Origin of the sequence: Halomonas sp. (assembly GCF_033549285.1) — a bacterium.
Taxonomy (GTDB): Bacteria; Pseudomonadota; Gammaproteobacteria; order Pseudomonadales; family Halomonadaceae; genus Halomonas.
Genome location: NZ_JAWSUJ010000009.1, coordinates 1 through 26,028, shown reverse-complemented (window position 1 = coordinate 26,028; position 26,028 = coordinate 1). Strand labels below are relative to the sequence as shown.

General features: G+C 63.1%; 18 protein-coding genes. 15 read left to right on the top strand and 3 right to left on the bottom strand.

Annotation, left to right across the window (positions count from 1 at the left end; translation table 11 throughout):
* Positions 1-172 precede the first annotated feature (172 nt).
* On the bottom strand, positions 173-1,114 hold the full coding sequence (locus SCI24_RS03560) for an aldo/keto reductase (RefSeq protein ID WP_318724041.1): 942 nt from the start codon (positions 1,112-1,114) through the stop codon (positions 173-175).
* Positions 1,115-1,771: 657 nt separating this feature from the next.
* On the opposite strand from SCI24_RS03560, the gene SCI24_RS03555 reads away from it, so the two are divergent.
* From SCI24_RS03555 to SCI24_RS03535, 5 genes are all read left to right on the top strand, one after another.
* On the top strand, positions 1,772-2,608 hold the full coding sequence (locus SCI24_RS03555) for a hypothetical protein (RefSeq protein WP_318724039.1): 837 nt from the start codon (positions 1,772-1,774) through the stop codon (positions 2,606-2,608).
* A gap of 99 nt (positions 2,609-2,707) precedes the next feature.
* Positions 2,708-3,481 carry a hypothetical protein gene (locus SCI24_RS03550; RefSeq protein ID WP_318724037.1) on the top strand — a complete coding sequence of 258 codons (774 nt, stop codon included), beginning with the start codon at positions 2,708-2,710 and terminating at the stop codon, positions 3,479-3,481.
* A gap of 96 nt (positions 3,482-3,577) precedes the next feature.
* Entirely contained in the window at positions 3,578-6,895 is a 3,318-nt protein-coding gene (locus SCI24_RS03545) for a site-specific DNA-methyltransferase (protein WP_318724036.1), read from the top strand.
* A 3-nt stretch (positions 6,896-6,898) separates the two neighbouring features.
* Positions 6,899-8,812, top strand: coding sequence for an ATP-binding protein (locus SCI24_RS03540; RefSeq protein WP_318724035.1), 1,914 nt, complete (start codon positions 6,899-6,901; stop codon positions 8,810-8,812).
* Positions 8,809-11,628, top strand: coding sequence for a BPTD_3080 family restriction endonuclease (locus SCI24_RS03535; RefSeq protein WP_318724034.1), 2,820 nt, complete (start codon positions 8,809-8,811; stop codon positions 11,626-11,628). Before SCI24_RS03540 ends, SCI24_RS03535 begins: the two co-directional genes overlap by 4 nt.
* 21 nt (positions 11,629-11,649) lie before the next feature.
* On the opposite strand, the gene SCI24_RS03530 is transcribed toward SCI24_RS03535, so the two are convergent.
* Positions 11,650-12,882 (bottom strand): DUF4236 domain-containing protein, encoded by a 1,233-nt coding sequence (locus SCI24_RS03530; protein ID WP_318724033.1) that lies wholly within the window; start codon positions 12,880-12,882, stop codon positions 11,650-11,652.
* Positions 12,883-13,644: 762 nt separating this feature from the next.
* Here SCI24_RS03530 and SCI24_RS03525 point away from each other — a divergent pair.
* The 10 genes from SCI24_RS03525 (at position 13,645) to SCI24_RS03480 (ending at position 25,770) form a co-directional block, all read left to right on the top strand.
* A complete protein-coding gene (locus SCI24_RS03525; RefSeq protein WP_318724031.1) occupies positions 13,645-14,856 on the top strand; it encodes a hypothetical protein in 1,212 nt (403 codons plus the stop codon).
* Positions 14,853-16,790, top strand: coding sequence for an IucA/IucC family protein (locus tag SCI24_RS03520; RefSeq protein ID WP_318724030.1), 1,938 nt, complete (start codon positions 14,853-14,855; stop codon positions 16,788-16,790). The genes SCI24_RS03525 and SCI24_RS03520 overlap by 4 nt, the downstream gene beginning before the upstream one ends.
* Complete coding sequence (locus SCI24_RS03515) at positions 16,787-18,022, top strand: MFS transporter (protein WP_318724029.1); 1,236 nt, start codon at positions 16,787-16,789, stop codon at positions 18,020-18,022. The genes SCI24_RS03520 and SCI24_RS03515 overlap by 4 nt, the downstream gene beginning before the upstream one ends.
* Entirely contained in the window at positions 18,019-19,848 is a 1,830-nt protein-coding gene (locus tag SCI24_RS03510) for an IucA/IucC family protein (RefSeq protein ID WP_318724028.1), read from the top strand. Before SCI24_RS03515 ends, SCI24_RS03510 begins: the two co-directional genes overlap by 4 nt.
* A gap of 14 nt (positions 19,849-19,862) precedes the next feature.
* On the top strand, positions 19,863-21,065 hold the full coding sequence (locus tag SCI24_RS03505; protein ID WP_318724027.1) for a type III PLP-dependent enzyme: 1,203 nt from the start codon (positions 19,863-19,865) through the stop codon (positions 21,063-21,065).
* Positions 21,065-21,883, top strand: a complete 819-nt coding sequence (locus tag SCI24_RS03500; protein ID WP_318724026.1) for an HpcH/HpaI aldolase family protein — start codon at positions 21,065-21,067, stop codon at positions 21,881-21,883. The genes SCI24_RS03505 and SCI24_RS03500 overlap by 1 nt, the downstream gene beginning before the upstream one ends.
* 280 nt (positions 21,884-22,163) lie before the next feature.
* Positions 22,164-23,141, top strand: coding sequence for an iron-siderophore ABC transporter substrate-binding protein (locus SCI24_RS03495; protein ID WP_318724025.1), 978 nt, complete (start codon positions 22,164-22,166; stop codon positions 23,139-23,141).
* Complete coding sequence (locus SCI24_RS03490) at positions 23,138-24,169, top strand: iron ABC transporter permease (protein WP_318724024.1); 1,032 nt, start codon at positions 23,138-23,140, stop codon at positions 24,167-24,169. The genes SCI24_RS03495 and SCI24_RS03490 overlap by 4 nt, the downstream gene beginning before the upstream one ends.
* Positions 24,166-25,257 carry an iron ABC transporter permease gene (locus SCI24_RS03485; RefSeq protein ID WP_318724023.1) on the top strand — a complete coding sequence of 364 codons (1,092 nt, stop codon included), beginning with the start codon at positions 24,166-24,168 and terminating at the stop codon, positions 25,255-25,257. The genes SCI24_RS03490 and SCI24_RS03485 overlap by 4 nt, the downstream gene beginning before the upstream one ends.
* 3 nt (positions 25,258-25,260) lie before the next feature.
* Complete coding sequence (locus SCI24_RS03480) at positions 25,261-25,770, top strand: ABC transporter ATP-binding protein (protein ID WP_318724022.1); 510 nt, start codon at positions 25,261-25,263, stop codon at positions 25,768-25,770.
* Here the strand turns inward: SCI24_RS03480 and SCI24_RS03475 are convergent.
* On the bottom strand, positions 25,682-25,945 hold the full coding sequence (locus tag SCI24_RS03475; RefSeq protein WP_318724021.1) for a transposase: 264 nt from the start codon (positions 25,943-25,945) through the stop codon (positions 25,682-25,684). The two genes, SCI24_RS03480 and SCI24_RS03475, sit on opposite strands and share 89 nt — an antisense overlap.
* Between the last annotated feature and the right edge of the window lie 83 nt (positions 25,946-26,028).

Sequence of the window (26,028 nt, the reverse complement as noted above, 5' to 3'; positions counted from 1 at the left end):
GCTTACGCATATGGTTCAACCAATTTCAGCAGCCAACAAAACATCAGCGCCTTACTGATCACCACTGCCAGAGTCGCGGCACCATAGACTTGAGTCTATACCTCCAACTAAAAGACCACCACCTTCGCCTAACTTGACCACAGTTCATCTCTGACTTTTTGGGATTGACTCGTTATTTACTATTTATGTCAAGCCTTCCCATAACCACATCTGGGACTGACAAGGAACAAGAGTCTAACAATTCATCCAGCTGAGCTAGGGTTGTTGCACTGACAATTGGTGCCGTCACATGCTTCCGCGCCATAAGCCATGCCAATGCCACCTGACTAGGGCTGGCTTCTATTTCTTCTGATGCTCTAAATATCTCCTCAAGCAACCTTTGCCCTCGCTCATCGAAGTAGCCCTTAAGAAACTCCTCACGAGGATTACCCTTCACATCATCAAAACTACGATACTTTCCGGTCAGAAACCCACTAGCAAGCGAGAAATAGCTCACGACGCCAAGCCTTTTTTCACTGACCAAGTCAGCCAACTCACTCTCGAACTCTTGTCTATCATAAAGATTATAAAGAGGCTGGGTAACTTCATAACGTGGCAGCCCCTGACTCTGGGAAATGCCAAGAGCTTCATTAAGTCGGTCAGCCGTATAGTTTGAAGCACCGATGGCACGCACCTTTCCGCTTTCGACCAGCTTTGCGAATGCTCCGAGAGTTTCATCCAATGGCACGTCTTGATCGTCGATGTGAGCAAAGCAGACATCCAGGTATTCGGTTCGCAAGCGACGCAGAGAATCCTCTACGGCAACTTCGATGTTGCCAGAAGACAGTCCCTTACGCTTTTCCCACATACCGACTTTGCTCATCAACACGATGTCGTCTCGGCGTCCGCGGCGAGCTAACCACTCTCCCAACACGGTTTCAGATTCGCCACCCTCCAAGCCCGGCGCCCATGCTGAATATACATCTGCAGTATCAATGGTATCAAAGCCACGATCCACGAAGCGATCCAGGAGCTCGAAGGAACATGTTCGATCTGCTGTCCACCCAAAGACATTCCCGCCAAAAATCATTGGGGATACCTCGACCTCCGAGCACCCAAGCTGATATTTTTTCATCTTACAACCTCACAATGACAAATGCTTTGTAAAAGACCCAAGCATATAAAACCACTTGCTAAAACTGAATAAAAAATTTCACCACACCTATTCATTACGACTTCTACAATATCCCCTGCGGCCTAAAACAAAATGCACAACCACTTTCATTTATTGATGCACGAGAACCGCAAAAAATTATATAACCATCCATCCACTAACAGGTCTCTTGATCTTCTGGCGCCTTCGCCAGGCTAATTAAGTTAACGATTATCATGGATTTTATAGTGCTATAATCGGTCTTTCAATCCACGCACTAAAACTTTAGTATAAGTGGAAAACTATTTTTCACTTTCAGCAAAGCCTTGACAATGGGCGCTTGGAAATATGTGAAATGGTGTCGCTGTGGGGCCTGGAAGCCCATGCCGACCGTATCCTGGCAGCTGGATACGCCGGCACCCATCAGTCGAGAGTCCACCTGAGGCCCCTGGGCGTAAGCGAAACGGCAACACCGTTTGCTAGTCTTCAGTCGGTGTGCTGCCAGTTGTGGAGCAGGAGTTCGTGGTGGTAACTGCTTGCCTTCCACGCTGGCGAGCAGGGTCCTGCACAAGTCTGCAAGCAGGCCTTCAGTGGCGCTGCTACATTATTGGCAATCACCAAAGTCTATCAGCAGGGATCATGGAATATCTCCCTAACGCAGCACCGAAGTCGATACTCTCTCCCTCGAGCCGTTCCCAGGAGATAAAGGTTCCTTTCGGGGAGCGCGACGGCAGGCTATATCCTCCTGGTCATGTCGAAAGAGGTCTCGGCTGCCGCTGTACCTGTCCAGAATGCGGTGCTGATCTGGTTGCCAAGCGATCCTCGAGGGGCCTTGCATTCTTCGCCCACCACGACAGGACCGAGTGCATTGGTGGATACGAAACTGCACTGCACAGGATGGCCAAGCAGATCATCGATGACGCCAAATCCGTTACACTACCTGAGTACAGTGTACGCGTTCAGGTCACCTCCCCCGAAGGGATCACCTTGGCAGGGACTGCCTATTTCCAGCCACACTACACTGCTATCCATGATGTACGGCAGGAAAGTCGAATAGAGCGCTGGGTACCTGACATCACAGCTAGACTAAAAACCCGAGCCACTATTTTTATCGAGATCTATGTGAGCCATGCGGTTGATGGAGATAAGCCAGAAAAACTCGACAACCTCTTTGAAATTGACTTGAGCACACTTCCCGAGGATACCGTTTCAGATCTGGAAAAGCTCAAAGAGGCAGTATTGATTAGCGCCCCCAGGAAATGGTACCGCTGCTCCTTATACGACGATCTGGAAAAGGTTGAAAAATTCAGACAGTCACTTCAAGAGCGACTTGCTGCCGAAAAAGAAAAAATCCTCAGAGAAAAAACAATGAAGGAGGCCGTACTCAAGCGAGAGGCTGACATCGAAAACAACAAATCAAGGATGAGAGAGCATTATGCAGAACCATTGAAAAACCTGGAATATATGCTTACTTAAGCCGGAATCACTGCAAGGCATGAGCACTTGTCCAATGACCCAAGATATCATAAGACAAAGCGATGGATTGAGAAGAAGCTTGTACCTTTTGAAAACACAATGAGCCATACACCCCCGATAACAAACATCCCATTGAAAGGTGACTGGATATTCAGTGCGCACCCTCTCGTCTGGCAGGCATTCGTGCTTTTCGGAATCATCTTCAAGCGGCCACCTGGCTTCACCCTGCACGCTTCTTGGGTATTAAAGGAAATAGAAAACAGATATGGCATACTCCCTTGGATAACCACCTTGGACAAGCTGAAACGTAGCCAGAAGAAACAAGGGGAAGAAAGAAAACAATGGTATGCTGACGAGGGCGCCTGGTTTCTTGAGCATGAAGAAAATCGCGCCATAATATCTCCCTACCGGGTTATTATCGAATACCTTAGCGCACTTTCAAAGCCGGCTATTGGAATACTTTCAAGGATCAACAACTCCCCCAGATTCACTGTTAAACTTGCATCCTTCGATGATTTCGCCAGCCTGCAAGAGCAGCGTGCGGAAGAATCAATCTTGCGTATGGAGAGGCTACTTGAGCAGCAGATTCAGGACGAAAAAAAGCAAAAGCAGAAAGAGCAAGCTAAGCAGGAGAAGCGTGACCAGAGGGACGCAGACGCCAAGAGGTGCGCTGGTAACTTGGAAGCCATGTTTCATGCCGGGGCGTCACAAGCGAGTTTCTGCCCATGCTGCCGAGCCGCCTTCAATGCAGTCGTGACGGAGTGCAGCGAATGTGGGAAGCGCCAGATGCGCACTCTGGCTCTCGATGAAAGCGAATTGGAAACTCTGTACCACCGAATTCGCAGCTACCCCTGCCTCGATAACCATCCTTGACTCGCGCCTTGCGGCCACCCTGCCGATTCACCATGATGGCCTGTATCATCAGCAGGCTAAGCGCATTCATCGCCGCCAGAACGACAGGGACGCCCCATGAGCCAGACCGACGCCCAGCTACGTGAGCTGATCCTCACCCTCGTGCCCGATGACGGCAACACCATCGGCAATGCCAGGCTGCTCAAGCAGCTCAGCGAAGAGGCGGCCGAGGTCGAGAAGTCCGACTATGAGCGAGTGCGCGACGGGCTGATCGAGGAAGGCGTGCTGGGCAAGGGGCGTGGCCGGGGCGGTTCGGTCTATCTCACCGATCCCCCCATCCTGAGAGAAGACCCGGCTTCAGACGACATGGCCCCTGACCTCACCCTACAGATGCAGGAGGCCCCTGCGGAGCTGCCGCTGAATCAGCAGCAGGCCAAACCGAGCCGGGCCACCAGGCCGCGCCAGAAGAAGCCTGACCAGGCCGAGGTGCTCTCCTACCGCTTTGAGGAGAAGCGCAAGAACAACCCCCACGTGGGCATGGTGGATACCGCCAGCGACGGGGTTGAGGAGACCACCACCTGGGCCTATGACCCGCACCTTGATCCCGAGCTGCAGTTCGACTCCTCCGCCAACCGTGCCCAGGTCGAGGCGTTGATCGACGATGCCCTGGCCTCCGGTGACCAGGAGCAGATGAAGGCCGCGCTCGAGGAGCTCAAGCGCCGGCAGTCCCCCTACCTGCAGTGGACCGGCAAGGCCGAGCGCACCAGCTTCGAGGTGGATACCGTCTCGCTACACGTCCATGAGCGCATCGACCCCGCCACCATCCTCGGCGAGGTGCAGAAGCGCATGAAGGCGGGAAAGAGGGGCGGCAGCGCCTTCCAGCCCGACATGTTCCATGCGCCCTTCGAGAACCTCCCGCTACGGGAAGCCATCGACTTCTACAAGCACGAGCGCGACTGGGCCAACCGCCTGATCGCCGGCGACTCCCTGCTGGTGATGAACTCCATGCTGCAGAAGGAAGGCATGGCCGGGCAGGTGCAAATGATCTATATCGACCCGCCCTACGGCATCAAATACGGCTCCAACTTCCAGCCGTTCACGAACAAGCGCGACGTCAAGGATCGCAAGGACGAGGACCTCACCCAGGAGCCGGAGATGATCAAGGCCTTCCGGGATACCTGGGAGCTGGGCATCCACTCCTACCTCACCTACCTGCGGGATCGGTTGCTGCTGGCGAGGGAGCTGCTGAGTGAGAGCGGGTCCGTGTTTGTGCAGATTTCCGATGAGAATGTTCATCGTGTAAGGGAAATATGCGATGAGGTCTTTGGTGCAGAAAATTTTTGCTCAGAAATTGTTTATCGAAAGACAGCCGCAGTAAGCAGTCCAGATGCTAAGGTCAAGACCTTGGCCACTGTGACTGATTTCGTGATTTGGTATGCCAAATCACGCGAGAGCGTGAAGTATAATCAGCTTTACCATGAGAAGTCTCAAACATCAGATTCTGCAGGTGTTTATGTAAGATGCCAAGAAGAAGATGGAAGAAGAAGGAGGCTTAGTAAGGATGAGAGGCGGCATGGAGCGCTTCATAATGGAGCAAAGGTCTACCGGATAGACAATGCAACATCCACTGGCTTCAGTGAAAAGCTCTCGGAAAGCTTTCCTTTGAACGGATTTGACCTTGATTGTGGTGGAAACAAGCATTGGAAAACAACGATTAAAGGTCTGGAAAATCTTGCAAAGGCAAAAAGAGTCGAGCCTTCAGGTTCGACGCTTGGATATGTGAGGTTCATTGACGACTTCCCTGTCTACCCAGTTGTTAATACTTGGCAAGATACTGGAACAGGAAGTTTTACCGACGATAAAGTCTACGTTGTCCAGACCGGGGTGAAAGCCCTAGAGCGCTGCCTACTGATGACCACCGACCCCGGTGACTTGGTACTAGACCCCACCTGCGGCTCCGGCACCACCGCCTATGTGGCCGAGAAGTGGGGCCGGCGCTGGGTTACCTGCGATACCTCCCGGGTGGCCGTGACCCTGGCCAAGCAGCGGCTGATGACCGCCAGTTACGACTACTACGAGCTGAAGTACCCTCAGGAGGGGCTGGGTGGCGGTTTCATCTACAAGACAGTGCCGCACATCACCCTCAAGTCGATCGCCAACAACCCGGAGATCGATGAAATCTACGAGAAGAAGCATCCTGCAATCCAACACTGCCTGGAGCGGCTAAACGCCTCCTTGCAGCAGGAGCCCCCTTCCCGCCCCTTCACCGTGATGGAAGGCGCTCGCAAGGGGCAGCAGATCGACTTCGCCAAGGATGCCGGCAAGACCCAGACACTGCCTTCGGGGGAAGAAGTGCCGGTCAATGCTCTGCTGGAGTGGGAGGTGCCTTTCGATTATCCCGAGCACTGGAACCAGGAGGCGCTGGACGCTCTGGCCGGGTTCCACTCCTGCCGTCAGGCCATGCAGCAACACATGGATCAAAGCATCGCCAACCATGCCGGGCAGGAGGTGCTCTACGACCAGCCCGAGGTGAGCCGCGACAAGCTGCGTATCACCGGCCCCTTTACCGTCGAGGCCGTACCCTTCGCCACCGTGCTGGGTCTGGACGAGGCCGAGCAGCCCAAGGAGGCCGATGTCGCCGTGGCGCGCTCCGGGGCCACCTCCCGCCATGCCCAGTGGCGCGAGGAGCTGCTCAAGGCGGGTATCCGCGGCAAGGGGGGCCAGCATCTCAAGCTGATGGACCTCGAGACCCTGCCCGGGGCCAAGTACCTGCATGCCGTGGGTACGGTGGCGGAAACCGGCGAGCGAGTCGCCGTCAGCTTCGGCCCCGAGTACGCCGCCCTGGAGCAGCGCCAGGTGGAGATCGCCAAGAACGAGGCCGGTGACCTCTTCCCGCTGCCCAAGCTGCTGGTGTTCTGTGCCTTCACCTTCGACCCCGAGGCCGCCAAGGATATCGACAGCATCAAGGGCATCCAGGCCCTCAAGGTGCAGATGAACACCGACCTGCTCACCGAGGACCTCAAGAAGAACGCACGCAGCAACGAATCCTTCTGGCTGATGGGCCAGCCTGACGTCGAGGTGCATGAGCTGAAGGACGGTAAGTTGCAGGTCGAGGTGCACGGCTTCGACTACTTCGATACCAAGAGCGGCGAGCTCAAGTCCGGCGGCAAGCGCGACATCGCCGTGTGGGAGCTGGATACCGATTACGACGACCGCTCCATCTACCCCCGCCAGGTGTTCTTCCCCATGGCCGGCAAGAAGGATGGCTGGTACAAGCTCAAGAAGGATATTCGCGCCGAGCTCAACGAGGAGCTGCTGGGCCAGTACCACGGCACCAAGTCACTCCCCTTCGAGCCCGGCGACAACCGCTGCATCGCGGTGAAGATCGTCGATAACCGCGGCATCGAATCGCTGAAAGTCGTTCGGCTGGACTGACCCATGACACAGCACACCAGCCTCTTCGAGGTGCTGGCTCGCCATGAGGGGGTCGATACCGAATACAAGGCGGCCCGGGGCGGGCTGCCCAAGAGCCTGTGGGAGACCTACAGCGCCTTCGCCAACACCGCGGGTGGCACGATCTACCTCGGGGTGAAGGAAGGCGATGAGGGGCCATCCACAGCCGGTCTCACTGAGGCGGATGTTGATAAGCTGCGCGGTGAGTTCTGGGTCACGCTCAACAACCCCCAGAAGGTCAGCGCGAACATTCTCCAGGAGCACCACGTCAGCGTCGAGACCTACCGGGGCGATGCCATCCTGGTGATCGAGGTGCCCCGTGCCACACGCAGCGAGCGGCCGGTTTACATCGGCGTCGACCCCTTCAAGGGCAGCTACCGCCGTAACCACGAGGGCGACTTCCGCTGCAACGAGGCCGAGGTACAGCGCATGTTCGCCGACCGCCTCGAACAGCAGCCGGCCGACAGCCGCATCCTCGAGCACTTCGGCGTCGATGACCTCGACACTGCCTCGCTCCAGCAGTACCGCAATCGGGTGTCCTCACGGGTGCCCGATCACCCCTGGCTGACCGAGAACGACCTCGGCCTGCTGACCAAGCTGGGTGGGTGGCGCAAGGAGCGCCGCAGCGGGGAGGAGGGGCTGACCCTGGCCGGGCTGCTGATGTTCGGCAAGACCGAGGCCATCCAGGACCCCGCCGCCCTGCCGGGCTTCCAGGTCGACTACCGCGAGCGCCTGGCCGAGGACGACGAGACCCGCTGGAGCGACCGCATCCACATCGATGGCACCTGGGTCGCCAACCTCTTCCAGTTCTATCAGCGCGTCGCCCAGAAGCTTGGCTATGACCCGGCCCTCAAGGTCCCCTTCCGGCCGGATCGCCGCGGCCAGAGCGATGCCCACGAGGCGCTCAAGGAGGCCCTGGTCAACGCCCTGATCCATGCCGACCACTCCGGCCAGGGAGGCATCATCGGCGAACGCTTCAAGGACCGCTTCGAATTCTCCAACCCCGGCACCCTGCTGCTCTCTCAGGAGCAGTTGATGACGGGGGGCGTCAGCGAGTGTCGCAATAAGTCGCTGCAGTTGATGTTCCAGCTGCTCGGCGTGGGCGACAAGGCAGGCTCCGGCCTCGACAAGATCCGGCGCAGCTGGCACGCCCACCTGTGGCAGCCGCCCAGCCTGAAGGAGACCCTGCGGCCTGATCGGGTCATCCTCACGCTACCGCTGATCAGCGTGATGCCCGAGGACGTGATGGCACGCCTGCAGCAGCGCTTCGGTCAGGCCTTCGAGAAGCTCTCACCCGATGAAGCGCAGACGCTGGTCATCGCCGCCCTGGAGCAGCAGGTCACCAACCGTCGACTGCAGGAGATGCTGACGCTGCACCGGGTCGATATCACCCAGATGCTCAGCGGCCTGGTGGAGAAGGGCATGCTGGAGCCCCATGGGCGCAGCCGGGGGGCCTACTACACCCTGCCGGCGTCGCTCGCTGCCCCCACCGACCTCAAGGCGGAGAGCAGCTCCCCACCCGCCGACACTATGTGCCCTCATAGTGAGCCGAGCTCCCCCCACAAGGGCACTACCTTCCCGCATAGTGAAGGGAGCTCTCCCCACAGCGATGCCGATGAGCACGCCCAAGCGTGGGAAGCACTGCAGCGCATCGCAGCCCCGGTCGCTGCCGCCAAGCGCACCACGCCCGAGACGATGCAGGCGACGCTGCTCAAACTCTGCCAAGGCCGTTTCCTCACGCTGCGTCAGCTGTCCGAGCTGCTCCAGCGTTCGCCCAAGAACGTCGGTGAGCGGCATGTGGCCCCGCTGGTGAAGGCAGGCAAGCTCGAGCTGCGCTACCCCAATGTCCCGAACCACCGGCATCAGGGCTATCGCACGGTAGAAGGAGTTACCGAATGACGACCCAATCTCTGATCATCAACTCGCCCTACGATGCCCCATCGACCTACTGGGAGCGCGACGGCAAGCAGATGACCCTCCAGCAGGGGCGTCGTCCGGCGGCCTACGAGATCTTCGATACCCGCAACAACACCCAGCGCACCGAGCCCCTGGAGCAGGTCAACCGTATTCGTCAGCGCGTCGATGAGTGGCGAGCGGATGGCTACCCCGGTGTCACCAGCGTCAGTCGCCAACTTCTCTATCACTGGATAGAACGCGGTGACTGGGACCCGGATGCCTGCCGCTGGGAGGGAGGGCCTCGCCAGTATCCGTTCTACTTCTGCCAGCTCGAGGCCATCGAGACCCTGATCTGGTGGCTGGAAGCCCAGGAACCCTACCGCCAGGGCATCTTCCTCAGCGGGGATGGCGGCCCCTGGGAGCGCATCTGCAACAAGATGGCCACCGGCTCCGGCAAGACCTCGGTGATGTCGCTGATCATCACCTGGCAGACCCTCAACGCCATCCACTACCCCAAAGACCGCCGCTTCTCCAAGTCGGTGCTGATCGTCACCCCGGGGCTCACGGTGAAGAGTCGCCTGCAGGTCTTGAAGCCAGGCCACCCCCAGAACGTCTTCGACGAGTTCAACCTCTGCCCCAACGAGGCCATGCGGCAGCAGCTCAACCGGGTCGAGCTGGTCATCGAGAACTGGCACACCCTGATGCCACTCAAGGAGCAAGCCCGCTCCGTGGTCAAGAAGGGCAAGGAGAGCGACGAGGCCTTCACCCGGCGCGTGCTGGGGTCGCTGGCCAACGAGCGCGACCTCATCGTGATCAACGACGAGGCCCACCACGCCTATCGCCAGCAGGCCGAATCCAAGATCAGCAAGAAGCAGGCCGAGGAGCTGGGCATCGATCTCGAGGAGGCCACCCGCTGGATCGAGGGGCTGGACCGCATCCACAAGACCCGTCGTATCCGGCGCTGCTTCGATCTCTCTGCCACGCCCTTCGCCCCCACCGGCAAGAGCAACACCGAGTCCGGCCTGTTCGAGTGGATCGTCTCCGATTTCGGCCTCAACGACGCCATCGAGGCCGGGCTGGTCAAGACGCCACGGGTGGTGGTGCGCGATGACGCCCTGGCCAACGCCAAGACCTACGCCAGCAAGCTCTATCACCTCTACCGCGAGGATGAGGTGAAGGAAGACCTCAACCGCCGAGCCGAGGTCACCGCGCCACTGCCGGACCTGGTGCAGAAGGCCTATGCCCTGCTGGCCTACGACTGGAAGGAAACCCGACAGCAATGGCAGGAGGCCGGCCACAGCATTCCTCCGGTAATGCTCACCGTCTGCAACCGTACCGAGACCGCGGCGCGCATCGAGCACTTCTTCAACGGCGGGGACTGCCTGATCCAGGAGACCCAGACACCCGACGCCACCCTGCGGGTCGATTCCAAGGTGCTCGAGAAGGCCGAGCAGGGCGAAACCAGCAGCAGCAAGGACAAGCAGTATGCGGCTCGACTGGAGGCCCTCATCAAGGCGGCCCGACTCCCTGCCGACAAGGAGGCCGACCTGCTGGCCATGAAGCAGGAGGAGCAGCTGCGTGCCCTGGTCGATACCGTCGGCAAGCGTGGTCAGCCGGGGCAATACCTGCAGAACGTCATCTCGGTGGCCATGCTCTCCGAGGGTTGGGACGCCGCCAACGTCACCCACATCATGGGACTGCGCGCCTTCACCAGTCAGCTATTGTGCGAGCAGGTGATCGGCCGCGGGCTGCGCCGCGTCTCCCACGACATGGACGCCGACCGCAAGTTTCTCCCCGAGTACGTCAACGTCTTCGGCGTGCCGCTCTCGATCTTCCAGGATGCCAGCGAAGGCGGCGAGGCACCGCCACCACCCAAGCCAAGCGTGCGCATCGAGGTGGAACCTGGCCGCAACCACCTGGAAATCCGCTGGCCCAACGTCGATCGCATCGACAACGTGCTCAAGCCGGAGCTGGTGATCGACTGGCAGAGCGTACCCACGCTCACCCTCGACCCGGCCCAGACCCCACTCAACGCGGATATCGCTCCCTCACTGACCGGCTCCCCCAACCTGGCCATGGTCACCGAGATCGACCTTGAGCGGGCGGTGGAGGAGTTCCGGCTGCAGAACCTCACCTTCCGCGCAGCCCGTAAGCTCTACCAGCACAACCAGGCCACCTTCGGAGGCGACAAGCAGTTCCTCGCGGTGCAGCTGATCCGGCTGGTCGAGCAGTTTCTCTCCAGCGACAAGCTGGATATCCCCAGTCTCTGGCATCAGGACCCGGTACGCCGCCGTCTGCTGTTCGCCCTGAACATGGACACCGTAGTGGGCCATGTGAATCGCCACGTCACCGAACAGAACGTGGAGCGTCAGGAGCTGATCTTCGATGAGCACCAGCCCATCGGCGCCACTGCCTACATGCGGCCCTGGCTCACTACCAAGCCATGTGCCCCGACGGAGCGCTCGCAGATCAGCCACGTGGTCTACGACAGCACCTGGGAGAAGATGGTCGCCGACGTCTGCGAAGACCACCCCAGCATTGCCGCCTGGGCCAAGAATGACCACCTCGACTTCAAGGTGCGCTACCTGTGGCGGGGCTCATCGCGCGACTTCGTGCCCGACTACCTGATCCGACTCGCCAACGGTAAGACGCTCGTGCTCGAGGTGAAGGGCCAGGACAGTCAGCAGAACGCCGAGAAGCGCACCGCCATGGAAACCTGGGTGAAGGCCGTCAACGAGCAGGGAGGCTTCGGGCAGTGGGTCTTCGATACCGTATTCGAGCCATCCCAGACCCGCGACGTCATCGAAGGGCACCTATGATGCGGAGCCGTACGGGCTGGCCTAAACCAGCTTGAACGGCTCGATATCGCGGAAGATGCCGGTCTTGGTCATGTCGCGACGCAGGGTGAAGGCCTCCATGGCCGCGACTGGGTCGACCTGATCCAGATTGTCGAAGTGGATCTTCCCCCACTGCGTGCGGGTGGTCTTCACGCTGAACAGGTACTGGTCGCGTTCACCGCCAGTGGCAGGATCGGTGACCTGGCGATAGCCGGATACCCTGGCCTCCTGCACGGTGGGTAGGCGCGCGAACACCGCGCCCAGCACGCGGATGGCAATGCCATGTACATGATCCCGGTAGAGCTTGCGTTGCCGGGTGTCACTGAGCTTACGCGGGGTTAGCTTCACCTGCTTGGCCGGCATGGCCCAGTAGCGGTCCGGCATTTCATCTTCGCCTGGGAGTTCGATATCCACGGCAATGGTGCTGACGTCGCTGCCAAGGTCGAAGTCGATGGCGGTTTCGCGAGGCCAGTCGATCTCCTCCAGACGCTCCCGCAGGGTCTGTTCCATGGCGTCCGGATCATGCCAGACATCCTCGCTCTCGCGTTGGTGGCGAGCGAATTCCGCCGCATCATGCTCAGCCTTACACCACTCCCAATCTCGGTAAGCTTCCTCGAACGCCGCCTGGCGGCGACGGTTTTCTTCCTTTATGCGACGTTTGGCCGGCGGCCATAGAGAGTGCCACCAGGCTGGCTGCTGTTTTTGCGGCGGCGGCGGCGGAGCGTCGGTGAACGCCTGGGTGGCGTAGCCGTTCTTGCCCGGGAAGGGTGTTTCCTCGTGCAACCGGCCAAGCCGGTCCAGGTCCGCGTTGAGACGTTCGCAGTGTTGCTCCAACTGCTCGCGAAGCGATTCCCTGGCGTGCCGCCGCAGCACGCGGGCCTCATCGTCGCCCATGGGGGTGCCATCACCGTGGAAGTAGTGGATGCCGCCCTCGGCATCGATGTCGAGCTGCACCGGAAGAGGTTCACCCTGTGACAGCAGCACATCCAGGGTAGCAGCAGCGGAATTGGAGGGCCCGGCGCTACCGCTTGCTCCGGACGCTCGGCGGTTCAGGGTGTTGAGCTTCTGCCGATAGGCCAGGCCGGTGCCGGGAATACCGGCATGACCATGCACGCCGCTCGGCCCCACGCTGAGACTGGCACCCCGCGGACCCACCGATAGGCCGAGGCCCCGCTTGCTCAGGTTGAGCCGAATGCCCGGGGCGAGGGTGATGCGGCGCTGGAAGCGAAAGCCCACGTCGACCTCCTTGTCGGTAGATGCAGACAACCTCTCATTCTGCACTGTCAGGCGAGCTTTGCTGAAGAGAGCACGGAAAAAGCTGCTGCAGAAACTTTCGAATCAGGAGGTCCTGAATTCAAGCAATAAGCGCAGCACCTGCGATTATTGCTTGAATTCAGGGGTGACAGGGAAAGTGCCGGCACCGGCATTACGGATTCAGGTCTCTAGTGAGGCCGCGCGAGCGCAGCTTCTACCCCCGCCCGGAATGTGGCAAGCCGGTCCGGCTCACGACGTTGCCGAGAACCACCCCAACTCCGAAGTGACCGTCGACTGGCTCCATTGCCAACTCCGCGTGCCGCCCGGTGGCGCATCACGAACGACCTAAAGGTCATGCGGGAGGCCATTACCGGCCAGGCACTTCTCAAGTCGATGGCGGTGGCCGTGACGACGCTGGAGCGGCATGCCGAGCAGGTAGTGAGGCGATGGACTCCGGCCTGACAAATGCACGTCTGAAACGCATGAGTGGTCTGTTCCAAGCGGTCCGATCTCGCGCACGTGGTAATCGGAGCGAGGCACCGGAGCGGTGGCCAACCTCGAAATCCACACAACGGATTACCTGACTGAAGGAATGCCCAGTGGGATGCGGCCTCTCTTCGCCCATAAACGATATTGATTATCATTACCAACTAAACTAGCATGACTTCCGCCAAGCCTGCGGGGGGAAACGTGCTGCCTGTCTGGCCTGGCGTTCCGATTCGTCCAAGAGACAAGGAGCCAGCGATGCCACAACCATTTGTTTTCGTCGCACATGTGGTGACAGACGTCCTCAATGAGGGGTTTCTGACCGCGGCACGAGATCTGGGGCTTGATCCAGTGATCGTCACTGATCTTCCCCGCGATCACCGTCGACACTTCGCCCAGGAGGGGCTCTCCGCATATCCGGAGGCGGTGCTCGGTTGTGATGTGTTCAGCCCCATTGCCATTATCGAGACGCTGCAGGAGGCCGGCATCGCTCCGTGGGCGGTGTTCTCCCACAGCGATCATCTGCAGGCCCCCACGGCCGTGGTGGCGGACTACTTCGGCCTGCCGGGTAAGGACTGGCGGGTGTGCTTCGCGGCCAAGAACAAGGCGGCAATGCGCCAGCGCCTCGACGAGCTGACACTTTCCCCATGCTGGCACCGCCTGGTGACGACGCCGGCGCAGCTCACTGAAATCGCCTCGGACTGCCCGCTACCCTGCGTGATCAAGCCCCGCGAGGGCGTGGCAAGCCTGGACGTCAGCAGGGTCGACACCCGCGAGGCGCTGATCGCCTGCTGCAAAGGCCTGTGGCAGCGTCACCCTGGACAGGCGCTGCTACTCGAGGAGTACCTGGAAGGGGCGCTTTACACTCTGGAAACCCTGGGTGACGGCGACCGGCTCGAGGTCCTCGGCGGCTTTCGCGTCGAGCTGTCGCCACCGCCGCACTTCATCGAACTGGCCGCCTACTGGGGGCTCGATCTCGACCCGGCAGTGATCGACGACGTCGTCGAGCAGATTCGTCGCTTCGGCATTGGCTTCGGCTCCTGCCACAGCGAGTTCGTACTGACCCCAACAGGGCCTAGGCTGATCGAGATCAACTACCGGACCATCGGCGATGGTCGCGAGTTTCTCCTCGATGAAACCCTCGGCATCGAACTGTTCCACACCATCCTGCGCCTGCACCTGGGCGAGGCACTGCCCAGGATCGATATCGCCCGCAAGGGGCTGCACATCGAGTACGTCAGGGCCACCCGGCCCGGTCACCTGGTGCAGGTGCCCGAGGCGTTCCGCCGGCGCTGGGAGGATGGCTTCGTGGACTTCCACCCGCTGCGCCGACCCGGCGAGCGGCTGACCCTCAGCCACTCCAACAAGGACTATCTCGGCGTACTGAGCGCCGCCGGGGACTGCAGCGTCCGACTCAAGGAGCGCGTGGCGACGACGCTGGACTCGCTGACTTGGGAGGTCCAACCATGATCCGCGACGCGAGCCCGATGATCGAGACCCAGGGCAGCGATGGCGCCTTTGATGCCACTGCCGACGAGGCCCGCCGCTATATTCTTGCGCGCGTCGTGGACGCCCTGCTGCGAGAAGATATACAAGGCATTACGCGGCAGGCTCGAGTGCTGAACGGGGCGCCCCAGGCGTTTGCCTGCCTGGATATCGGCTCCTTCACGCCGGGGCCCTGGCTCGAGATCACGACACTGGCCTCGGGCACCCTGTGGCTGCCGGTGACGCCGGAGCGATTCATGCAGCCCTGGCGCTATCGCCAGGGACCGGTGATGGTGGCCGACGTGACGCCCGGGGCCGAGGCGATGAGGGAGCTTGCGGATGCGGCGAGTCTAATCGCTTGGCTCGGTGAGGGACTGGCGACAGAGGCGTGCGACTACTACACCGCCTTCGCCGACGAATGCCGCCAGGCCGAGGTCCAGCGACTGGCCTGCCGCAAGGCCCAGCGTGACTACTTCGCCCACTGCGCGGCCCAGGAGTCTAACGCCTTCCCCCCCGACGACTGGTCGGCCCGTTTCACCCATTATGACCGCCTGGCCTCGTTCCAGGATCACCCCTACTACCCCACTGCCCGGGCCAAGCTGGGCTTCGATGTGGCGGCGCTCGAGCGTTTCGCTCCCGAGTTCCAGCCGAGCTTCACGTTACACTGGCTGGCGGTACCGAGGGCGCTCTTACACCTGCGTGATACGGCGCTGCCCGACTGGTGGCCGAGCCTCGAGCGGGTAGGGCTCGACACTCGCCTGGCCGACGACTATCAGCTGCTGCCCGTGCACCCATTCCTGTGGGCGTCGGGGCTCGACGCCATGCTCGAGGAGGCGGGCCTGGCCGAGACCCTAATCAAGGCGCCGCTGGCGGCCGTCGAGGTCCAGCCCACCCTCTCGGTGCGCAGCCTGATGCTCACCGAGCGGCCCACCACCCACATCAAGCTACCGCTGACCATCCGCACCCTGGGCAGCCGCAATATCCGCACCATCAAGCCCAGCACCATCGGCGATGGCCAGCGGGTCCAGTGTCTGCTCGGCGCCATCGCCAAGCAGGATGCGCTGCTCGCCGGGCGCCTGGTGCTCACCGATGAGCACCAGGGCGCCCACGTCGCTAGCCAGCCCTTTCTCGGCTTCATCCTGCGCCGCTACCCGCCGGCGGTCGAAGACGCCACCCTGGTCTCGGTGGCGGGGCTCGTCGCGGCCTGCCCCGGTACGGTCAGCAAGAGAGCGGTCGATAAGCAGAGCGGCGCCGTGGTCTACGAAGAACTGGCCGAGCGTTTCTTCGAGGCCGATGTCCGCGCCTTCTTGCGGGCCTATCTGCGGCTCACCTTCGATATCCACCTGCCTCTGTGGCTGCGCTATGGCGTGGCGCTGGAGTCCAATCAGCAGAACTCGATGCTGCTGCTGCGTGAAGGCGGGGAGATGCGCCTGTTGCTCAAGGACAACGATGCGCCCCGTCTGCATCGCGCCAGGCTTGAGACCCGCTGGCCGGCGCTTTATCGCCTGGTGGAGAAGCTCGAGGACCCGCGCATCTGGTGCGAGTCGCCCCAGGCGCTCGAGCAGATGGTCGTCACCATCACACTGCAGCTCAACGTCGCGCCGCTGATAGAGCACCTGGCCGCGCGCGGCCACGGTGACCTGGCCAAGCTCTACGGCGAGGTGCGCCGGGCCATGGCCGAAAGCCTGGCCGCCATGCCGGAAGAGGATGGATCGCCCGTGACGCAGCTGCTGGAGCGGGACTTCCTCGACGCCAAGTACCTGCTGACCGCCGGCACCCTGGCCAGCAAGGCGAGCACCGGGGCCAAGGACATCAACAAGTTCTATGGCAGAACGGCGCCGAACTTCCTGAAAGAGGCGACCCTCGACACAGAGCTCGAGCAGGTGCCATCGGATACGCGGCTCGAGGTAACGCCATGAACCGGGACGAACGAAAGCGGGTCCGGGGGGTCATGCTGTGCCACTTCGTGGCGTCCCTGGCGGCGTTGGGTATGCCGCCCTTCTTCGCCATCCTGTTGAGCGAGGAGTTCGCCTCCACGCAGCTTCACCTGGTCGGCTGGCTGTATGTGCTGCCTACGGTATTTTCCGCCCTGGCGGCGCCCTGGTGGGGGCGCTTCGCCGATCGTTACGGCGCGCGGCGCTCCCTGATCCGCGCCCAGATCGGTCTGGCTCTGGGCTTCCTGCTGGCCAGCCAGGCCGGCTCGGTGAGCGGCTTCGCCCTGGCGCTGGCCGTGCAAGGAATGCTCGGCGGCACCTTTGCGGCCTCCAATACCTGGCTCGCCGGAGAGCTCGAAGGAGAGCGCTTGGCTCGGGCGCTCACCGCCATGCAAGCCTCAGCCAGGGCCGCCCTGGTCGTTGCCCCGATCCTGTTCGGCTACCTGATCGGCGGGATATCCCCGCTGACCCTGTACGCCTGGCTCGCCCTGCTGCCGCTGGCGGCGGCGGCCCTGGTGGCTACCTTCCCGGCCCATGGCCCGACCCGTGAAGCGGCTCGGGCCGCGGATTCGGCGAGTAGCGACACGCGCAGCTCGCCGCCGGGCGCCGCAAAAACGGTGCCACCGGGGCTTTTGCTGTGGCTGCAATTCGGCTTCTCTTTCGCCTGTGTGGTCACCTATCCCTACTTCATCGCCGACCTCCAGGGCCGCTTCACCGGGCTCTCCACGGTCACGCTTGCCACCCTGTTCAGCCTGCCCCACCTGGTGTACCTCGCGCTCTCCGCTCCACTGGGCAAGGTGCTGAGGCGCTACTGCCCACGGCGCATCCTGACGCTCGCCTTCGCCGCCATGGCGCTCGCCTGTTGGGCGCAGTACGGCCTCGCGGGCAGCGGCTGGCAATCCGAGGCCGGCATGTGGTTGGCACGGGTGGCGATGGGACTGGCCATGACCGCCGCCTTCGTCGCGCTCCACCGGCTGATGAGCAGCGCGAGCCGGCAGCGGGCCGGCCGCCTTTTCGGCCGCCTTTTCGGACGCCTCGACGCCGCCGCCAAGTGGGCGGGCGTCGCGGCCGGCCTCGGCGCCGGCGTCCTGGCCTCGCGCTTCGGCCTGGCGAGCCCCCTGCTGGCCTCGGCCTGGGTGCTCGCCGCGCTCGGCCTGAGCCTGGTCCCCAGGCTCGCTCAGCTTCTTCCATCCCCTTCGCAAAGGACGCGAACATGACCCTTGGCTCCTCCGCCGTCGCCCTGCACAGGGCATTCAAGATACAGGATGTGCGTGACCAGGCCGGCACCCGTTCGATCTGGGCGCTGCTCAACGCTTACTGCCGCGAGGTCGCCGCGCCGGCCGGCGACCTCAACTGGGACAGCCCCTTCGGCGCCCGCGCGTGGCCGCAGGCGATCCGGCAACACCGGCGTCTCAAGGGGGGCCATGTGCTGCAGGTCTCGCTGCCGTTCAGCGGCCAGCTGCTACTGATCGCGGTCGAGCGCCCCTCGATCACCCTCAACCACGCCTACCGCTCCGAGCCCTTCGGCGCCACCTTCGGCAAGCCCTGGCAGGCCCTGGACTGGCAACGCCTGGCGCGGATGCTGCTGAGCGAACTGGCATTGCGCTTCGATCAGCCGTTCAACGACGAATTGCTGGCCCAGATCGGCAACAGCGTCGAGCTGATGGGTGAGTTCATCGCCACCGCCGGTGACGACGAGTGGGGCCAGGGCGAAGCGGCCTACCTGCGCTCGGAGCAGTCGCTGACCTTCGGCCACGCCTTCCACCCCACCCCCAAGAGCCGCGAGGGGGTCGCGCTCGACGCCATCCGGCGCTACTCCCCTGAGCTCGGTGCAGCCTTCCCGCTCCACTACTTCGCCGTGGCAACTGGCGACCTGTACCAGTCCTCCCATCTCGATGAAGACGCCTATGCGCAGCTCGAGCGCCAGCTCCCGGACCTCGCCCTTCCTCCCGGTTATCGGGCGCTGCCGGTGCATCCCTGGCAGGTCGAGCATATCCGCGGCTTGGCGGTGGTGCGCCAAGCGCTCGACAGCGGCCGCCTGATCGACCTGGGGCCGGCTGGTGAAACCTGGTACCCCACGGCCTCGGTACGAACCCTATTTCAGCCCGGCCGCGACCGCTTCCTGAAGTGCTCGCTGCATGTGCGCCTGACCAACTGCGTACGCAAGAACGCCTGGTACGAACTCGAGAGTGCCGTCGCCGTGAGCCGCCTGCTCAGCGAAGACGCCAGTACGCTGGGCGAGACCTTCCCGACGCTAACGTTGATGGCCGAACCCGGCTTCGTCACCGCCGACTTCCGCGACCAGCCGTGGGAGACACGCGTCGCCTTGCAGGAGGCCTTCGGCCTGATCCTGCGTCAGAGCCCGGTCTGGGGAGAGGACGAGACACCACTGCTGACGGCGGCGCTGTTTGCCGATACCGCCTCGGGGGGCTCGCCACTGGAGCGCGAGGTCTTGCGCCTAGCCCGCCATCGAGGCCTGTCCCGGGAGGAGGCGGCACTGCACTGGTTCGAGGCCTACATCGAGCACCTGGTTCACCCGATGCTATTCGCCCTGTGCCGGCTCGAGGTGGTGTTCGAGCCGCATCTGCAGAACGTCGTGGTGGGGCTGCGCCACGGCCTGCCCAGCCACATCTACATCCGTGACCTGGAAGGCACCAAGCTGCTGCCCGAGCAGTGGCCCGATGCGCGTCTGACAAGCCTTACCGAGCGCGCCAGGGCCTCGGTACGCTACCCCGAGGAGTTGGGGGTCAAGCGCATCGGCTACTGCCTGCTGATCAACAACCTCGCCCAGGCGGTGTTCTGCCTGGCGCGCGACGATACCGGGCTCGAGCCTCGGCTATGGCACTGCCTTGAGTCGAGCCTGAGGCGCTACCAGCAACGCCACGGCAACGCCTTCTCCTCGCGACTAATCGAGCGTCTGCTCGAAGGCGAGCCTTGGCCCAACAAGACCAACCTGCTCAACCGGGTCCTCAAGCGCGCCGACCGCGCCTCCGAATACGTGCCGCTGGCCAGCCCCTTCGCCTATCCCCTCGACACCCAGTGACTCAGGAACTCCCGATGGAATTTCGACTCGACTCCATGGCCCGGGAAGCGGCCCGCCTGCAGACGGCGAGCGACGACCCCCTGTGCGCCTATCTGTATGATCTTCCGGCCCTGCGTCGCCATGTCGAGGGCGTGGTGGCAGCACTGCCCGAGCGCTGTGAGATGTTCTACGCCGTCAAGGCTAATGCCGAGGCGCCGATACTGGACGCCCTCGAGAACCGAGTGGCCGGCTTCGAGGTCGCATCCGGCGGTGAACTGGCGCTGATCCGTGAACGTTTCCCCGAGGCCCCGTTGCTGTTCGGCGGCCCGGGCAAACTGGTCTCGGAGCTCTCGCTCGCCCTCGAACTTGGCGTCGAGCTTATCCATGTGGAGAGCCTGACCGAGCTCGAGCGTCTTGCCCGGCTGCTCGAACAGGGTGAGCGTCGCCAGGAGGTGCTGTTGCGCATGAACCTGGCCACCGACAACCTGCCTTCGACCCCCCTGACCATGGGCGGAGTGCCCACCCCCTTCGGCATCGATCCCGAGGAGCTCGACACCTGTCTCGCCTTCCTCGATCGCCACCCCGAGATCGAGCTGCGTGGCTTTCACTTTCACCTGATCTCCCATCAGCTCGACGCCGACGCCCAGCTGAGGCTACTCGGCGACCTGTTTCGCCAGGTCGAGCACTGGCGCGAGCAGTACCGCCTGGACATCGACCAGATCAATGTCGGCGGCGGCATCGGCATCAACTACCGCGAGCCCAGCCAGCAGTTCGACTGGGAATGCTTCTGTAACGGGCTAGCACAGCGGCTCACCGAGCCACGCCTGCAGCGCTATCGCATTCGCTTCGAGTGTGGCCGCTACATGACCGCCCCCTGCGGCTACTACCTGATGGAGGTGATGGACCTGAAGCGCAACCACGGCCAGTGGTTCGCGGTATGCCGTGGCGGCACCCACCACTTCCGCACCCCGGTGGCACAGAATCACGACCACCCCTTCGTGCGCCTGCCCGGGCGCGGCGGCGAGGATGGGCTGACACACACCAGGGTCAGCGTCGTCGGCCAGCTGTGTACCCCCAAGGACGTGCTGGCGTGCCAGGTCGAGATCGAGCGCCTGGCCATCGGCGACATGCTGATGTTCACCCTGGCCGGCGCCTACGCCTGGAACATCTCCCACCAGAACTTCCTGCGTCATCCGGCGCCGATCATGCACTTCATCGACGATGAGGAGCACGTCTGATGCTCGGGTCCAATCCACTCAAGCGCCGTCTCGAGCAAGGGGGCTGCGTGTACGGCATGCTCAACTCGGTGCCGACCCCCTGGCTTGTCGAGATGCTGGGCCACGCGGGCTATGACTTCGTGGTGCTCGACATGGAGCACCTGAGCGTCAACCCGGAATCCGTGGAGCATATGATCCGTGCCGCCGAGTGCGCCGGCATCACGCCCCTGGTGCGGGTGCCCGGGGTCAACACCGGGGCGATCCAGCTCGCCTTGGATGCCGGAGCCATGGGGGTGGTAGTGCCGCGTGTCGAGAGCGCCGACCAGGCCCGCGAGGTGGTAGCGGCGGCACGCTTTCAGCCACTCGGCCGACGCGGCATCACCGGGGGCCGAACCACCGGCTTCGGGCGGCTGCCGCTCGGCGACTACCTGAACCGCGCCAACGACGAGATCCTGGTGGTGGTGATGATCGAATCGCCGCTAGGGGTGGAAAACATCGACGCCATCGTCGAGGTACCCGGGGTGGATTGGATACTCGAAGGTGCCATGGACCTGGCACACAGCCTGGGGGTAGCCCCGGACACGGGACACGACAGCGTGCGTCAGGCGCTGGACAGAGTGGCCCAGGCCTGCGCGCGCGCGGGGCGTCAATTCTGTGCGATTCCCCGGGCCGAAGGCCAGCACCAGCGCTGGAGGGAACGCGGAGTGGCAAGCTTTCTGGTGGGTGAGGACCGCGGCATCCTGTTTCGCCGGCTGCGCGATCTGCGCACTTCCTTCGGCCCCGACTCAGAGGTTCCGGCCACGGATGCTGGAGGCCTCCCGGAGGACCGAAAGCCCTGACCAAGTACCCTGACCACCCCGTGATACTGACCGGCCGATACCCCCACGAGGCAGGCGAGCAGGATGCTCATGGATACTAATGCAAACCATTCCAATTTGCCTTAGACTTCCCTGCCATACTTCGCCCACGCTGATGGAAGGAAGACGCATGCAACGCGAGTTCCCCTCGCGCCTGGTCCGGGTGCGGCTCGGGGGCCGGTGGCCTCGGGTTGGCGCCGCGACGCCGATGGCCACTCCCGCTGCTCATGGAGCCACCCCACGAGGCAAATCCATTGCCCGCATGGCCACAACCGCTGCGTCGTGTTCGAGCACACACGCCGTCTTCCGCACGGTGCTCGTCGTGGCCCTGGGGCTCGTTCTGGCCCTCTTCATGAATCAGGGCGCCAGCGCAGCCCCCCTGCAGGATGACCGGGGCACCCCGATCGAGGCCACGCAAGCCAAGCGGGTAGCGGCCATTTCCACCTTCGCCGCCGACACCCTGGTGGCACTGGGTGTCTCGCCAGTGGGTGCCTCGACCTTCGGCAGCGAGCCACTGCCCAGTTATCTTGGCGCCTCACTCTCCGACACCCGCAGCCTCGGCCAACGTGCCAGCACCAACCTGGAGCTGCTCACCGAGCTCAACCCTGAGCTGATCATCGGTATCCACCGTTATACTGAGCCTCATGCCCGCCAGCTCGAGGCCATCGCCCCGTTCTACGCCTTCGATGTGGTCAGCCTGGCGGACAGCCGGCGCGCGGTAACGGGGATCGCCACGGCACTGGGCAAGCGTGCCGAAGGCGAGGCGCTGAACCAGGCCTTCGACGCCCGCCTCGCCGAACTCGGCGATGCCCCCGGGGGCGTCAGCGCCACCCTGCTGGCCGGTGCCGGCGAGGCGCCCTTCGCCTACTACGATCATTTCCTGAGCGCCGCACTGCTCGAACGCCTGAACGCAACCAACGCCGCCGGCCCGTCGCCCACACCAGGACAGACCATCCCTTTCGGCTACACGATCAGCCTGGAGCGGCTGTTAGCCCTGAACCCAGACGTCATCTTCCTGTTCGCCACTGGCGGCGAGCGGGCCTTCGCTAACAACCCGGTGTGGCCCTATCTTGAGGCGGTGAAGAACGGCCGGGTGTTCGAGGTCGGCCCCCACTGGAAGGAGGGCGGTGGCCCCATCGCCCGCCGCCTGATTCTCGACGAGATGGCCTGGCGGCTGTATCCCGAGGACGTCGAACGTCCCGAGTTGCCGCCTTCCATTGCCAGCCATTCCTACCCATGAGCGGCGCTCTCCCGCCATCTACGAACGGCACTCGAGCGGCATCGCCGCCCCGCGGCTCGGGCCTCGCCTTTTGGGGCGTCCTGCTCGCATTCGCGATCATCCTCATTGGGTCACTGGCCATGAGCATCGGCAGTGTGCCGTTGTCGCTTCACCAGCTGATGGAAGTGCTGGCCGGCCGGGTCGACGGCATGGCCGCGATCCTGGTGCTGGAGCTACGCCTGCCCCGCTTCCTCGCCGGCCTGCTGGTGGGCGCGAGCCTGGGGCTGGCCGGCCAGTTGATGCAGACGGTGACCCGCAATCCGCTGGCGTCACCCGGCATCACCGGTGTCGTCGCCGGGGCCTCGATGGCAGTGGTCATGGCACAGGTTGGCTGGCGGGTGGACGTCACCTGGCTTCCCGCCATCGGCATGATCGGAGGCGCAGGTGCCGCCACCCTGACCTTTCTGCTGGCGGCGCGCAGCGGTTTCTCGCCGTTGATGCTCGCCCTGGCCGGGATGGCAGTCACCGCCCTGGCCTCGGCCCTGGTCACCGCTTTTCTGCTGTTCTCGGGAGCTCAAGCGCAGCAGCTCTACGGCTGGTTGGCCGGTGGCCTGCAGGGGCGCGGCTGGGCCCACGTCGGCCAGATCCTGCCCTGGGCCCTCGGCGGCCTCGCGCTTTCGCTCGGTACCGGCCGCTGGCTCAACCTGATGCACCTGGAAGATAGCATGGCGCGTTCACTGGGCGGGGCCGTCACGCTGCTGCGTCTCGGTTTCGTGACGCTTGCCGTGGCGCTGACCGCGGCCTCGGTGGCGATCGCCGGCCCGGTGGGGTTCATCGGCCTGATTGCCCCCCATCTGGTGCGCCTGGTGGCGGGGGTCGACCAGCGCCATGCGCTGCCGCTGGTCGCTTTGACCGGCGCCTTGCTGGTCACCCTCAGTGATCTGCTCGCCCGCACCCTGGCGGCCCCTCAGGAGCTGCCACTGGGGCTATTCACCGCGCTGATCGGCGGCCCCCTGTTCATCGCCCTGATTCGCTCGAGAACGCCATGACCTTCTCCGCTCGCGCCGCGACGCCCACCTCGCCCTACTCCGCCGGCGGCAAGGCGGCGAAGGACCACCTGCGACTCAGGGTCGCCGTGCTGCTGGGCCTGGTGGTCCTGGCTGCAATCGCCAACCTGCTGTTCGGTGCCGTCACCCTGTCACCGAGCCACGTGTGGCTGGCGATGACCGGCTCCGGCGATTCGGCGGTCGGCGATCCGGTGGCCCAGGACATCATCTGGAACCTGCGTTTACCGCGTCTGCTGGTGGGGGCCTTGGTCGGGGTCCACTTTGCCATCGCCGGTTCGCTGTTGCAGGCGGTCATGCGCAACCCCCTGGCCGACTCCGGGGTGATGGGCATCAATGCCGGCGCGAGCCTCGCGGCGGTACTTACCTTCGCCGCCGCCGAGCGCCTCGCCGGTGACGGCAACCCCTATCTGCGCGCGGCCCTGAGCCTCGACTGGCTGCCCCTGGTGGCCTGCGGTGGCGGATTGGCGGCGGCGGCGGCTGTCTACCGGCTGAGCTGGAATCGTGGCTCGACCCCAGTGCGGCTGGTCCTCTGCGGTATCGCCGTGGCGGGCCTGCTCAACGCCCTGGCGACCGGCGTACTAGCCGGCTGGGCCCAGGCCACCACCGAAACGGTGCTGGCCTGGCTCTCGGGCAGCCTGTATGGCCGCGACTGGACGCATCTCACTGCGCTGCTGCCATGGACGGCGGCCAGCCTCGTCCTGCTGCCGCTGCTGGTTCGAGGCGCCAACCTGCTGCAGTTGGGCGACGAGGTCGCCGCCACCCTCGGGCTCCGCGTCGAGCGTTCGCGCTTCGCTCTGCTGCTGGTGGCGGTGCTGTTCGCCGCCAGTGCCGTCGGCATCGTTGGCCCGGTAGGCTTCGTCGGCCTGATCGTTGCGCATGTCGCGCGACTGATGGTGGGCCCTGAACTCAAGCATCAGCTCATCGTCAGCCCGCTACTAGGTGCCCTGCTGGTGCTCGCCTCCGATCTGATCGGGCGCCTCGTGCTGGTACCCGCCGAGCTGCCCATCGGGGTGGTCACCTCGCTGCTCGGGGTGCCTTTCTTTCTCGCCCTGCTGGCCAGGAGAATCTAAGCGATGGCACCCAGCATGTCTTCCCCTTCTCAAGCAGGTAAGCCCGCCCGTCTCCAGGCCCAAGTCGGCTCTGGCGATGCAGGCACCCAAGCCCCGCGGCTCTCGGCGCAAAACCTGCGACTGGGTTACACCGACAAGGTCATCGTGCCGGACATGACGCTCGATTTTGAACCGGCGCGCATTCACTGCCTGATTGGTCCCAACGGCTGCGGCAAGAGCACCTTGCTGCGCGCCTTGGCAGGCCTGATGACGCCCCAAAATGGCCAGGCACTGCTTAATGGCCGCGCGGTGACGAGCTGGCCCCGCCGTCACTTGGCCCGGCGCCTGGCCATGCTGCCCCAGCATCCCAAGGCGCCCGAGGGGCTCAGCGTCGAGCAGCTGGTACGTAAGCGATCATTCCAAGGCGTGCCGATTTCCGCTTGCCTTATACGTCGCGTAGTGGCTGGATCAGCGCCACCGCGACCTTCCACTGCCGGTTATCTTCCGACTGCACGACGACCGTCTTGCGGTTGATCTTGATGACCCGGCCGAACACCTGACCCTCGCGGCTCTCGAAGGAGACGGCCTGCCCCAGGGTCAGGTGGCTCAACACCTCCATCTCCTGACGGGCCTGGAGTTCGTCGATACGGCGGCAGATGAGGTCGTTGAGCGCCAGGAGCTGGTCGAGGCTCATGTCGTCGATACGCATGGGGAACCGGATCTCGTGCATCGGGAAAGGCGCTACCTTGCCCGATGCGCCGGCGGGTGTCGATTCAGCGCTCGATGTCGGAG

What these genes read in the sequence shown, in the direction of transcription:
- SCI24_RS03560 (WP_318724041.1), bottom strand. Translation starts at nt 1,114, where the DNA reads ATGAAAAAATATCAGCTTGGGTGCTCGGAGGTCGAGGTATCCCCAATG.
- SCI24_RS03555 (WP_318724039.1), top strand. Translation starts at nt 1,772, where the DNA reads ATGGAATATCTCCCTAACGCAGCACCGAAGTCGATACTCTCTCCCTCG.
- SCI24_RS03550 (WP_318724037.1), top strand. Translation starts at nt 2,708, where the DNA reads ATGAGCCATACACCCCCGATAACAAACATCCCATTGAAAGGTGACTGG.
- SCI24_RS03545 (WP_318724036.1), top strand. Translation starts at nt 3,578, where the DNA reads ATGAGCCAGACCGACGCCCAGCTACGTGAGCTGATCCTCACCCTCGTG.
- SCI24_RS03540 (WP_318724035.1), top strand. Translation starts at nt 6,899, where the DNA reads ATGACACAGCACACCAGCCTCTTCGAGGTGCTGGCTCGCCATGAGGGG.
- SCI24_RS03535 (WP_318724034.1), top strand. Translation starts at nt 8,809, where the DNA reads ATGACGACCCAATCTCTGATCATCAACTCGCCCTACGATGCCCCATCG.
- SCI24_RS03525 (WP_318724031.1), top strand. Translation starts at nt 13,645, where the DNA reads ATGCCACAACCATTTGTTTTCGTCGCACATGTGGTGACAGACGTCCTC.
- SCI24_RS03520 (WP_318724030.1), top strand. Translation starts at nt 14,853, where the DNA reads ATGATCCGCGACGCGAGCCCGATGATCGAGACCCAGGGCAGCGATGGC.
- SCI24_RS03515 (WP_318724029.1), top strand. Translation starts at nt 16,787, where the DNA reads ATGAACCGGGACGAACGAAAGCGGGTCCGGGGGGTCATGCTGTGCCAC.
- SCI24_RS03510 (WP_318724028.1), top strand. Translation starts at nt 18,019, where the DNA reads ATGACCCTTGGCTCCTCCGCCGTCGCCCTGCACAGGGCATTCAAGATA.
- SCI24_RS03505 (WP_318724027.1), top strand. Translation starts at nt 19,863, where the DNA reads ATGGAATTTCGACTCGACTCCATGGCCCGGGAAGCGGCCCGCCTGCAG.
- SCI24_RS03500 (WP_318724026.1), top strand. Translation starts at nt 21,065, where the DNA reads ATGCTCGGGTCCAATCCACTCAAGCGCCGTCTCGAGCAAGGGGGCTGC.
- SCI24_RS03495 (WP_318724025.1), top strand. Translation starts at nt 22,164, where the DNA reads ATGGCCACAACCGCTGCGTCGTGTTCGAGCACACACGCCGTCTTCCGC.
- SCI24_RS03490 (WP_318724024.1), top strand. Translation starts at nt 23,138, where the DNA reads ATGAGCGGCGCTCTCCCGCCATCTACGAACGGCACTCGAGCGGCATCG.
- SCI24_RS03485 (WP_318724023.1), top strand. Translation starts at nt 24,166, where the DNA reads ATGACCTTCTCCGCTCGCGCCGCGACGCCCACCTCGCCCTACTCCGCC.
- SCI24_RS03480 (WP_318724022.1), top strand. Translation starts at nt 25,261, where the DNA reads ATGGCACCCAGCATGTCTTCCCCTTCTCAAGCAGGTAAGCCCGCCCGT.
- SCI24_RS03475 (WP_318724021.1), bottom strand. Translation starts at nt 25,945, where the DNA reads ATGCGTATCGACGACATGAGCCTCGACCAGCTCCTGGCGCTCAACGAC.